The organism is Providencia alcalifaciens DSM 30120 (assembly GCF_000173415.1).
Lineage (GTDB): Bacteria > Pseudomonadota > Gammaproteobacteria > Enterobacterales > Enterobacteriaceae > Providencia > Providencia alcalifaciens.
The window spans coordinates 60,414-72,252 of record NZ_ABXW01000045.1; the positions used below are offsets into that span (position 1 = coordinate 60,414).

At 42.8% G+C, this 11,839-nt stretch carries 8 protein-coding genes; 7 read left to right on the plus strand and 1 reads right to left on the minus strand.

All coding sequences use genetic code 11. From position 1 onward, the window contains the following. Nucleotide 1: 1 nt before the first annotated feature. Nucleotides 2-1,441 carry a sensor histidine kinase gene (locus tag PROVALCAL_RS07875; protein ID WP_006661296.1) on the minus strand — a complete coding sequence of 480 codons (1,440 nt, stop codon included), beginning with the start codon at nucleotides 1,439-1,441 and terminating at the stop codon, nucleotides 2-4. A gap of 926 nt (nucleotides 1,442-2,367) precedes the next feature. Between PROVALCAL_RS07875 and PROVALCAL_RS07880 the strand changes: the two genes are divergently transcribed. From PROVALCAL_RS07880 to fbpC, 7 genes are all read left to right on the plus strand, one after another. Further along, nucleotides 2,368-3,393: a methyltransferase gene (locus tag PROVALCAL_RS07880; protein WP_006658655.1), complete on the plus strand. Its 1,026-nt coding sequence runs from the start codon at nucleotides 2,368-2,370 to the stop codon at nucleotides 3,391-3,393. Between the two features lie 248 nt (nucleotides 3,394-3,641). Then, entirely contained in the window at nucleotides 3,642-4,268 is a 627-nt protein-coding gene (locus PROVALCAL_RS07885) for a response regulator transcription factor (RefSeq protein WP_006658657.1), read from the plus strand. Between the two features lie 35 nt (nucleotides 4,269-4,303). After that, nucleotides 4,304-5,830, plus strand: coding sequence for an MASE1 domain-containing sensor histidine kinase (locus PROVALCAL_RS07890; protein WP_006658658.1), 1,527 nt, complete (start codon nucleotides 4,304-4,306; stop codon nucleotides 5,828-5,830). Between the two features lie 106 nt (nucleotides 5,831-5,936). Then, a complete protein-coding gene (uhpC, locus tag PROVALCAL_RS07895) occupies nucleotides 5,937-7,262 on the plus strand; it encodes an MFS transporter family glucose-6-phosphate receptor UhpC (protein WP_006661294.1) in 1,326 nt (441 codons plus the stop codon). A gap of 27 nt (nucleotides 7,263-7,289) precedes the next feature. Then, on the plus strand, nucleotides 7,290-8,321 hold the full coding sequence (locus PROVALCAL_RS07900) for an ABC transporter substrate-binding protein (protein ID WP_006658660.1): 1,032 nt from the start codon (nucleotides 7,290-7,292) through the stop codon (nucleotides 8,319-8,321). Nucleotides 8,322-8,577: 256 nt separating this feature from the next. Continuing rightward, a complete protein-coding gene (locus tag PROVALCAL_RS07905; RefSeq protein ID WP_006658661.1) occupies nucleotides 8,578-10,656 on the plus strand; it encodes an ABC transporter permease in 2,079 nt (692 codons plus the stop codon). 16 nt (nucleotides 10,657-10,672) lie between these two features. Further along, nucleotides 10,673-11,713, plus strand: a complete 1,041-nt coding sequence (gene fbpC, locus PROVALCAL_RS07910; RefSeq protein ID WP_039861778.1) for a ferric ABC transporter ATP-binding protein — start codon at nucleotides 10,673-10,675, stop codon at nucleotides 11,711-11,713. Nucleotides 11,714-11,839 lie beyond the last annotated feature (126 nt).

Sequence of the window (11,839 nt, forward strand, 5' to 3'; positions counted from 1 at the left end):
ATTATTCATTCTCTGCGGTTAAAGGCAGTTCAATTCGGAAGCAAACATCTGCTGATTTATGCGGCACTAATGATAACTCACCGCCCATTTGCTTAATACAATCTTGCGCAATGCTCAGCCCTAATCCACTTCCTTTGACAGCTCCTTTTCTTTGGAGGCTGCCTTGGTAGAAAGGTTCAAAAATCATATTCTGCTCAGATTCAGGAATAGGCGTGCCAGTATTGGCAACTTCAATGAGTAATTTATTTCCCGTTCTGCGGCTTGAAATCCAAATATTACCTGATTCGCCACCATAGTGCACCGCATTGGAGTAGATATTATCAATAACCCTTCCGAGTAAGGTTGGTTCCGCAAGGCAACTTTCTACTTTTAAGCGGACTTCTGTCGTAATATTTTTTGCTCTCGCAGGTAAATTATGCGCATTAACAATGTCTTTTATCAGCTTTTTCAAGTCCACCTGCTGGGCAACTGGCGGTTCATCAACGAGTTTTCGATTATAGTCAAGAAGCTGTTCAATAAGTTGCTGAAGATGCTTGCTGCTTTGATCCAGAATTTCCACAACCTCTTTTTGCGAACTGGTTAAAGGTCCCGCCACCTCGTCAGCCAATAACTCAGTCCCTTCGCGCATACTGGCTAGAGGCGTTTTCAATTCATGGGAAATATGGCGTAAAAATTCATGGCGCTGCGACTCTAACCACGCAAGGCGTTCGCTTAACCAAATAATACGTTGAGCAATGATTCGTAGCTCTCTTGGACCCTTAAAGCGGTCGGTATCATTCTCAAGTGTCAGCCCAGTCCCTAAACGGTTAATCATTCGCTCAATGATTTTAACCGGACCGATGATCATACGAGTAAATAATGTGACCAATAATGCACTCAGTAAAAAAAGCAGCAGAGTTTGCCAACCAAATAGCTGCCCTTTGCTAGCAATGGCTTTTTGGAGTTGTTCACCACGGCTGAAGATCACTTCGCGAGTCTGCTGTACAACCGCAGTATTTTGCGCAGAAAATTGCTCTAAAACTTTAGTGGTTGATTCTGTCGGTTCATTATTTTCACAACTAATCGCAGTGAGCTTCTGTAAGCCAGCTGATAATCCAAGTAGCTCAGGTGTTTCAGGCAAGATTGTTTTCTGACGCTCAAGCATTTGTTCATAGTCAGCAAATTGTTTTTGGTATTGTGTCTGCAATGCTTTGTCCTGCAACACGCAATATTGACGATAACTACGTTCCATTTCGAGCGCAAGGCTACTCATCGCTTCACTGCGCCGCGCATCAAGTAATGTGGTTTTATTAATTTCTGCCGCTTGATTACTCAGTTGTTCTAAGCTCTGGTAGGCTTGATAAGCCAATACCAGCAATGGCAAAAGTACCAGCCAAAATGCCATAACCACTAACTGCCGCAATGAGCGCGGGAAAAGGCGCAATTTACTCAACGCATTCATCTCATACCTATTTATATGTAATTCAATGTTAGCAGAACTCCGCTTAATGCGAAAAGCGCTGTTTGCATTGATGATTGCCAAACGAGTGTACAGATAGATAGCAATGAACATGCCAAGAAGTTGCATGAAATGTGAATAATTTCAGATAAATAGATTAAATATATAAGGATTAAAACACGTCAATAGATAAACATGAGTTTGAAGAGATCGAGGCGCTAGAAATGGGAAGGCGGAGGAAAGAATTGCGTCTTTCCTCCGCCAGCGATGTTCGACATTGACTATAAATGTCTGATTTTTTTATATGATTATGTCTTTCATTAAAGATAATCATATAGGTGGTGCCTCACTCAACGTGTCGCCCTGTGTTTGATAAAGCTCGAAAGCGAATATCGATGATATTGGACGGTAGGCACCTTACTTTGGCGTCATTCGGGTTTTATGTGGTATGTTCCCAATTGCTTGAATCTCTACAAGCTTGGACCTACATAAGCAGTTGAATGAGCAACTGATTGATATTATGCACAACCCGTGCCAACTTTTCAAACCATTTTTTAATCTTCTGTTTTTATTGCGTTTTTATTTTTTTATCTATTCATACTTTCTCTGACTCACTGTGAAGGATGAAAATTTCTCGTTATCTCCTACCGATCTGTCTCCAATTCAAGACAGTGAATACCCTGATTTTTAAAATCATTATTTATCAATGGGATAAATGTCTCCTTTTGGCGACAGCGTCAATCGCTGTTTGTCGCTAATTTTAGACATCGTTATTTGATTTAACTGAATGCTGGTTTGAGAGCCAGATGAACAACAACGACATCATTTTTATACCAATCAAGTTAATTTATGATTTTGAAGGTTTTTCCTATTCCAACAATACTTCACATATCCACTCAACATTCTGCCCATCAACATCCGGAGATTATATGTCTTTACCCTCATCTCAACCTTTATCACATTTAGAACCCGGTATTCGCTTACTCCATAAGTCAGTCGGTTTTATCTTTCAAGCTGCGTTACGTGCAGCTATAAAACTCAAACTTGCTGAACACCTACAAGACGGCCCCCAAACCGCTAAGCAAATTGCACAAAAAATAGAAGCTAATGCCACAATGATCCATAAAATATTACGGTTACTCGCGACACAAAACATTTTTACTGCTGTCGATAAACATCAATTTGCCATGACACCGGAGGCTGAGTTTCTCTTAGCCGATCACCCTCACTCTCTCCATAAGGCTGTGCTAATGTTAACCGACAAAACGCTTTGGGAGCCCTCTTTACACGTTGCCGAAATGACGCTTGGAGAACCGATTTTTAAACGTATTTTTGGAGAGAGCTTTTTTGAGTATTGGGAAAGAAATGCCAACCTTCCCCATAATTTTCACGATGGAATGGCCTCATTTTCTACCCTAGAAAATCCATTTATCACCGCAAAATACCCTTTCCCAGAAAATAGTCTGATTGCCGATATTGGCGGGGGGACTGGCGGTTTACTTCTTGGAGTATTAGACGCTAATCCAAAAACCGAAGGCGTTCTCTTTGACATGAAAGCAGTAACTGATAAACATATCCTGCATAAGCTAAATGATGATAGCCGCTGGAAAATAGAGAATGGATCTTTCTTTGAAAAAGTCCCGAGTGCTGATTTTTATTTACTGAAATCTATTTGCCGAGACTGGGATGATGATCATCTAATTCAAATACTGACCACTATTCGCCAGTCGATGACCAAAACATCAAAAGTGTTGTTAATCGATATTCATCTTAACCACGATAATCAGCCAAATTTTGGTAAAAATCTTGGTCTACTTTGTTCCCACTTGATCATTGGTGCCGATGAGCGTACCCAAGAAGAACTGGAGATACTATTGCAGCAGGCTGGCTTAAAAACCACGAATATCCTCAAAACTGACTGTGACTTATCCATTTTAGAAGCGCAAATTGGCTAATTGTATTCCCCACTCGCTTTTGCTGTATTTTAGTGGCGAGTGTATTGTCCTTAAGCAAATGCTGTTTTTTTCCGAGGGAAAACACCGTATTCGACCAAATAAAATATTGCCATCCCATTTATTATCGCTATGATCCTGCGCGTTTCATTTCTGATGTACGTCAGAATTTTATGTTATTCCGCTAGCTTATCCATCCCTATATTGATATAAGACTGGCAAATGGTCTCCTACTTACTCTCGATATTACAATGATAAAAATAGCCCTTATTGATGACCATATTGTTGTTCGCTCCGGTTTTGCTCAATTACTAACGTTAGAACCTGACATTAGTATCGTGGGGCAATATGCGAGTGCACAAGAAGCATGGCCGCACCTAATTAGCCTCGATATTGACGTGGCAATTATGGATATTTCAATGCCCGATGAGAGCGGTTTACAACTGCTAACTCGCTTACGTAAAAAAAAGCCCGATTTTCGTACCATAATTTTAAGTATCTATGATACTCCTGCCTTTGTACAAAGTGCACTAGATGCAGGTGCCAGTGCCTATCTCACCAAATGCTGCGGACCCGAAGAGTTAGTGCAAGCGGTTCGCTCAGTATACCAAGGTGGATGCTACTTATGCGCCGATGCCATGCGCGCATTACGCCAAACACCCCAACAGAAACAAGGCATTCAAGAACTGACCAACCGTGAGCGCGAAGTTTTTAACTTGCTGGTCGCAGGGCTCAGCGTAAAAGTGATTGCAGAACAATTAAACCTGAGCCATAAAACAGTGCATGTACACCGTGCCAATGTTCTTGGCAAATTACAATGTGAAAGCACTATTGATTTAGTGCATTACGCGTTAGAACACAACATCATTTCTAGGTAGTCTGATTTCTGCGAATCCCATCAAGGTAAATAATCATGAACAAAGCGGCTCGTTTAGGATTACAGTCTCTATTCCTATTATTTACCTACTCGCTGATTTGGGTGGGATTATGGATTATTGGTTTTTATCTCAGCCAAAATAGCTTTCAAGCGACGTTATTTCTTCCCCAAGCCTTACGCTTAACCTTAATGATTTTATTATGGCGTCGCTACTGGCCAACTGTTTTACTTGCTGAAGGGCTACTCACTTACTGGCTCGCTGAAGAGCAATTAGTAACACAGCCTATTTTGTTATTATCGCCGCTATTAAGTTTGCTTGTTGCAATCGTTATCCAGAATATTTGGTGGCGATATACCCTTTACTGGCAACGACTTATTTTGCTACTAGCTGGCGTTGCCGCCAATAGTGTTCTGAGTGCCTTACTGTTCGGACTACTCTCCCAATACTCTATTAGCCAACTGTTTCTCACGACATTTACGGGTGGAATCTTGTTATCCCCCTTTGTATATCTGATTTATGAATATCTGCATGAACAGCATTACCATATGCTCCTCGACTACGGTACAACGGATAAACAATTACGTACTTCATTGATTATATGGTGTTTCCTTTTTTGTCTGGTCGGTTTAAGCGCCCAGATTTTCTTCGCCCCTGAAATTGAACAACTCATTGTTTTATTAGTTTTTATTCCCAATATTTTTATGGCTTATCGCTATGGCTGGCAAGGTGGTGTGCTGTCCGCACTGTTAGGCAGTTTAATCATCACGTTTGCCAGACAATTCCATGGGGCGTTTGTTGATCTTCAAGAGCTCCAACTTTTTTTAAGCTCTCAAGCTTTAATTGGCATTGGGCTCGGGATTGCTATCAGCCGCCAAAAACAGCTATCCAGCAACTTGCAACGTTATCGCCAGCGGTTAGAGCAAGAACTTCATGCACGTCGCGACCTGATGCGCCAACTGGTTCACACTGAAGAAGATGTAAAAAAAGATATCGCCCGTGAGCTCCATGATGAAATTGGGCAGAACATTACCGCCATTCAGATCCAATCAATGCTAGTGAAAAAAACAGCGACCAACGATCTGAGCTATAACGCGGCGAGTCAAATCAATGAGCTTGCACTACAAATTCACCAAGCTACCCGTCATCTATTACGTCAATTGCGCCCCCCAGTGCTAGATGAAATGTCCCTCGAAAATGCCCTCACTCATTTAATCGGTGAATTCGCGTTTGAAGAAAATAATATTCAATGTGACTTTCATTATGGACTAACCGAAACCCCAGCCAACGACACGGTACTGTTCACCCTTTATCGTCTGGTTCAGGAACTGCTGAATAACATTAGCAAACATGCGAAAGCCACAAAAATCCACATTACGCTCAATCAGCAAGGTGACTCGATACAGCTCATGGTGGATGATAATGGCGTAGGCATTCCTTTTAGCAAACGTACATCAGGCTTCGGTTTACGAGGAATTGAAGAGCGAGTTCGCGCCTTAGGCGGGGATTGGACACTGACAACCAAAAATGGCACCAAAATAATTGTTAACTTGCCCACATTTTGAAATGAAATAGTGAAAAACTAGGAATATTTCCTAGCCTCCTAATACCTTATCTCATCCTTTTATTTAAAAACTTCATTACATTCTGCCAAACGGGAGAAACTCTATCATGACAGGTAAAAGCAAACTGGGTTTAGACAGCAATTACCGTTTTTGGCGTCGCCGCTTGATGTTTTCTATGATCATCGGTTATGCCGCTTTTTACCTAACTCGTAAAAGCTTTAATTTTGTTATGCCGGTCATGCAAGTTGAGCTGTTTTTAGACAAAAGTGATATTGGTTGGATCGCCTCCGCATTTTACCTTGCTTATGGTTTATCCAAGTTTATATCCGGTATTTTCCACGACATTACAGGCTACCGTTGGTTTATGGGGGTAGGTTTAGTCATGACGGGGATCCTCAATATCATTTTTGCCTACTGTTTATCGTTTCCTGCATTGCTGGTTGTTTGGACACTAAACGGGTTTTTCCAAGGCTGGGGTTGGCCACCTTGTGCGCGCATTCTAACCCATTGGTATTCGCGCAATGAACGCGGTTTTTGGTGGGGACTGTGGAATATCTCTATCAACCTTGGTGGAATGGCACTGCCACTGTTAACCGCGTTACTCGCAACCCATTATAGCTGGCAAATGGCGTTAATCGTTCCGGGCATTATTGGTGTGATTTTAGGTTTATGGCTATGTCGCCAGCTTAGAGGAACGCCAAAAGAAGAACATTTACCCACAGTCGGGCAATGGCGACATGATGCATTAGAGTTACGCCAAGAGCAGCTTTCTCCACCCCAATCAATGTGGGTGATCTTAAAACAAACCATTGTGTTTAACCCGATGATTTGGCTGCTTGGTTTCACCTACATATTGGTTTATCTCATCCGTATTGGGATAAACGATTGGGGTAATTTATGGCTAACCGAAACACACGGAAGTAATTTATTAAGTGCCAATGCCACACTCGCCCTATTTGAATTGGGTGGCTTGCTGGGGGCACTTTGCGCAGGTTGGGGTTCTGACCTTCTCTTTAGAGGACAACGTGCGCCGATGATTTTGTTATTTTCCTTAGGCTTATTCGTGTCGGTGAATGCCTTATGGTTAATACCCATTCATCACTATGGGCTATTGGCGGCATGCTTCTTAGCCAACGGTTTTTTTGTCTTTGGACCACAGATGTTAGTCGGTCTAGCTGCTACAGAATATTGTCATAAAAAGGCAGCTGGAACGGTAACGGGTTATCTTGGATTGTACGCTTATTTAGGGGCAGCAATTGCAGGATGGCCGCTCTCTCAAGTGATTGCTAATTATGGTTGGTCGGGCATGTTTACCCTACTTGCCAGTGCAGCCGCTCTGATGGGGCTACTACTGATGCCTCTTTTGATTGCTAATGTCAGCAAAAGGGAGCATTTAGCTGGTGCAGTTTCACCAGCAAATAATAATAGTTAATCCGAAAACGTGAATAAAGGACTGACAATGAAACTTAAGACTCTTTCTACACTTGTTGCAGCAGGCTTATCCCTTGCCGCTATGACGACAGCAGCAAACGCTGCGGGTCGCTTAGTGGTTTACTGTAGTGCGACCAATGCAATGTGCGAAGCGGAAACGCAAGCATTTGCTAAAAAATACGACGTTAAAACCACCTTCGTTCGTAATGGTTCGGGCAGTACTTTGGCAAAAATCGAAGCTGAAAAACGCAACCCACAAGCAGACGTTTGGTATGGTGGAACTCTCGACCCACATTCACAAGCTGGTGAAATGGATCTGTTAGAACCTTATAAATCCCCTAACCTGTCTCAAATCATGCCGCAATTCCAAGATCCAGCAAAACGCAAAGGCAACTACTCCTCTGCGGTTTATATCGGAATTTTAGGTTTTGGTGTGAATAAAGATCGTTTAAAAGAGAAAGGATTACCAATCCCAACTTGCTGGAAAGATCTGACTAAGCCTGAATATAAAGGTGAAATTCAAATCGCCGATCCACAAAGTTCAGGTACTGCCTACACCGCATTGGCAACCTTTGACCAACTGTGGGGCAACGAGCAAGCATTCGATTACCTGAAAAAATTAAACGCTAACATCTCTCAATACACGAAATCAGGTATTGCCCCTGCGCGTAACGCAGCGCGCGGCGAATCCGCAATTGGTATCGGTTTCCTTCATGACTATTCTTTAGAAGTGGAAAATGGCGCACCATTAGAACTAATCGCACCATGTGAAGGTACAGGTTACGAAATTGGCGGGATCAGTATTCTGAAAAACGCGCGTAATATGGACAATGCCAAACTGTTCGTGGATTTTGTTCTCTCCAAAGAAGCCCAAGAGCTGAGCTGGAAACAAGGTCAATCTTACCAAATCCTGACCAACACCACGGCAGAATCCTCACCTCTGTCTCTGAAACTTAAAGACTTAAACTTAATCAACTACGATATGGATAAATACGGCGATGCTGAAGTCCGTAAAAATCTGATCAACAAGTGGGTGACTGAAGTCAAAATGAGTAAGTAATACGCCCAGTGCGGCGCTTGTCGCCGCACTGAGTATTTCACTCAGCGTTATTCGCTTGCTTAACGATTTGATGTACTAACTACTTACTATAAAAATGATGCCCAATAAGAGAGTGTCTGCTATCCGCAGACGGCTCAAGGCTGGCTCACTCATTAGAACGATAATATTAATTAAGTTCAAAATTATTTTCGTTATAAATCATGATATTAAATTAATGAATTATTAACTCAATAATAATGAACTTAGGGGAAAAACAATGCCTCAGACCTTAACCCTAACAGCCTCGAAGAAAAAGGACAGTATCTTCCTTTGGATTCTGATAGCTTGGCTGGGCTTCGCTCTGTTACCCTCATGGAGCCTCGACTACGGCTTATTCGACTCAACCCAAGAAGAGATTTTCGCTGCGTACGGCTGGAGCAGTGTCAATATCAGTTGGCTATGGTATCTATTGCCTTCTATTTTACTGTTAAGACCCATCACTGCCGCTGATCGCAACCAAAAAACGCGTCACTATATCGACATTGCCGTGGCTGCAATTACCGCCGTTGTCGTCATTATTAGTGCCTATTTGGTAGGCACAGGATTAGGCTACTCCGCCATTACGCTGTTTATTGCATTGGGTATGATAATGACCCATGCTCTCACTCGCTTAGAGTGGCTGGGTGGCGACCAATTTGTGATTGGCTCCCTGATCACCGTTGTCGCACTGATTGCGCTGTTTATCGTATTTCCCAGTGTGGCAATTTTTATTCCGATGTTTACTGATGGGAACGGAGATTTTGCACCATTTGCATTTGTGGCTATTTTAACGCAGTCGCACATTGTTCAGGTCATTATTAACTCTATTTTCCTTTCATTAGCCGTCGGTGTTGGATGTACCTTCTTTGGTTTAATCCTGGCAATTTACACTACAAGAATTGCTAAGCGTTCCGCGATTATTGGTCGCGTATTCTCAATTCTACCGATTGTTACCCCGCCATTTGTGGTTGGTTTAGGGGTGACCTTGATGATGGGTCGTTCCGGTTATATCACCGAATTCTTAGCAACCTATATGGGGTTAGAAAATACTAACTGGTTATATGGCTTTACGGGAATTTGGTTAGCGCAAGTTCTGGCATTTACGCCGATGTCATTTATGATCCTCGATGGTGCGATTAAAACTATTCACCCTTCACTGGAAGAAGCGTCATACACCTTAAGAGCTAACCGCTACCAAACATTTTTCAACGTGTTTATGCCGCTGTTGAAACCCGCGCTAGCTAACGCATTCTTAATTGTCATTGTGCAATCCCTTGCTGACTTCAGTAACCCATTAGTGTTAGGGGGTAACTTTGATGTTCTGGCGACGCAAATTTACTTCTATATCACCGGTTCTCAGCTCGATTACCAAGCCGCCAGTACCTTAGGCGCATCCTTATTAGTCTTCTCATTGCTGGTTTTCTGCGTGCAATACATGTGGATTGGTAAACGTTCTTACGTCACCGTTTCCGGTAAATCTTACCGTGGCGATGTGCAACCACTGCCCGTTTCTCTTGTCGCAACAGTGACAACAATTCTTGGTATTTGGGTCGCTTTTAACGTCTTATTATACGGTAGCATTTTCTACGGTAGTTTCACCGTAAACTGGGGCGTGGACTACACCTTAACACTGGATAACTTTATCAAGTTGTTTGGTCAAGGTTTTGATGATGGTGCATGGCCTTCATTGCTGGATACGTTGTTATATGCAGGTATCGCAGCCCCTATCACGGCAATCTTAGGATTACTCATTGCCTATATTGTGGTTCGCCAAGATTTCCGTGGTAAGAAAACCATCGAATTTACTACCATGCTGTGCTTTGCCGTTCCGGGGACTGTGGCTGGGGTGTCTTATATCCTCGCCTTTAACGACACACCGTTCTATTTAACGGGGACTGCGGCAATCGTGATTATCTCCATGACTATGCGTAACGTGCCTGTAGGAATCCGTGCAGGTATCGCAGGATTAGGGCAAATTGACAAATCATTAGATGAAGCCTCCCTCAGCTTACGAGCAGGTTCAATGCGCACAATTTTCCACATTCTGTTGCCATTATTACGCCCTGCTATTTTATCTGCGTTGATCTACAGCTTCGTACGCGCCATCACCACCGTTAGCGCCATCGTATTCTTAGTGACGCCAGATACGCGTGTGGCAACCGCCTATATCTTGAACCGTGTTGAAGATGGTGAATATGGTGTCGCCATTGCCTATGGTTCTATTCTGATCGTGGTCATGCTCGCGATTATCTTCTTATTTGACTATTTAATTGGCGAAGCCCGTGTTTCACGTTCCAAAGCCAAAAATGCACAGTAATCATGGAGTCACTGACATGACACAGAAAAGTTTCGTTGAATTAAAAAATATAACTAAACGCTTTGGCGACAATACGGTCATCGACGATTTAAGTCTTTCCATTCCGCAGGGGAGTATGGTAACCCTGTTGGGTCCATCGGGCTGCGGTAAGACAACCGTGCTGCGCTTAGTGGCAGGATTAGAAAAACCCACTGAAGGGCGCATGTTTATCGATGGCGAAGATGTGACTGACCGTTCGATTCAACAACGTGATATTTGTATGGTTTTCCAATCCTATGCCCTATTCCCACACATGTCTTTAGGGGATAACGTCGGTTACGGATTGAAAATGCTCGGTTTACCAAAAGCCGAAATCAAACAACGCGTACAAGAAGCATTAGAATTAGTGGACTTAGCAGGCTTTGCAGACCGTTTCGTTGACCAAATTTCAGGTGGACAACAGCAACGTGTAGCACTGGCACGCGCCCTGATTTTGAAGCCTAAAGTACTGTTATTTGATGAACCACTCAGTAACTTAGATGCCAACTTACGTCGCAGCATGCGTGAAAAGATTCGTGAGCTACAACAACAGTTTAATATTACTTCTTTGTATGTTACTCACGATCAAAGTGAAGCCTTTGCCGTCTCGGATATGGTCTTGGTGATGAACAAAGGTAAAATTATGCAGTTAGGCTCTCCACAGGAGCTTTACCGCCAGCCAGCCTCTAAATTTATGGCGAGCTTTATGGGCGATGCAAACATTTTCCCTGCAACACTCAGCAATGATACCGTGGATATTTTTGATTATCGTTTACCGCGCCCAGCGCAGTTCATGACAAATAAAACACAAGTGACCGTCGGCGTTCGTCCTGAAGCCATTACCTTAAGTAAACAAGGTGAAGATAGCCAACGTTGTACTATCACCCATGTTGCTTACATGGGACCTCAATACGAAGTGACGGTAGATTGGCATGGTCAATCGATGTTGTTACAGATTAACGCGACGCAATTGCAGCCGTCTGTTGGTGAAGAGCTGTATTTACAGATCCATCCATACGGGATATTTATCTTAGAATAAGTCATGCTTATTTGACATTTTCTTAGCTAAACCGCCTTTCGGGGCGGTTTTTTATTTTGCTACATGAATAAAAAAATCCCCCGATATATTAGGCGAATTCACCTGTTTATCGGGGGATTTATATTC

Coding starts and splice junctions, on each gene's coding strand:
- PROVALCAL_RS07875 (WP_006661296.1), bottom strand. CDS start 1,441: ATGAATGCGTTGAGTAAATTGCGCCTTTTCCCGCGCTCATTGCGGCAG.
- PROVALCAL_RS07880 (WP_006658655.1), top strand. CDS start 2,368: ATGTCTTTACCCTCATCTCAACCTTTATCACATTTAGAACCCGGTATT.
- PROVALCAL_RS07885 (WP_006658657.1), top strand. CDS start 3,642: ATGATAAAAATAGCCCTTATTGATGACCATATTGTTGTTCGCTCCGGT.
- PROVALCAL_RS07890 (WP_006658658.1), top strand. CDS start 4,304: ATGAACAAAGCGGCTCGTTTAGGATTACAGTCTCTATTCCTATTATTT.
- uhpC (WP_006661294.1), top strand. CDS start 5,937: ATGACAGGTAAAAGCAAACTGGGTTTAGACAGCAATTACCGTTTTTGG.
- PROVALCAL_RS07900 (WP_006658660.1), top strand. CDS start 7,290: ATGAAACTTAAGACTCTTTCTACACTTGTTGCAGCAGGCTTATCCCTT.
- PROVALCAL_RS07905 (WP_006658661.1), top strand. CDS start 8,578: ATGCCTCAGACCTTAACCCTAACAGCCTCGAAGAAAAAGGACAGTATC.
- fbpC (WP_039861778.1), top strand. CDS start 10,673: ATGACACAGAAAAGTTTCGTTGAATTAAAAAATATAACTAAACGCTTT.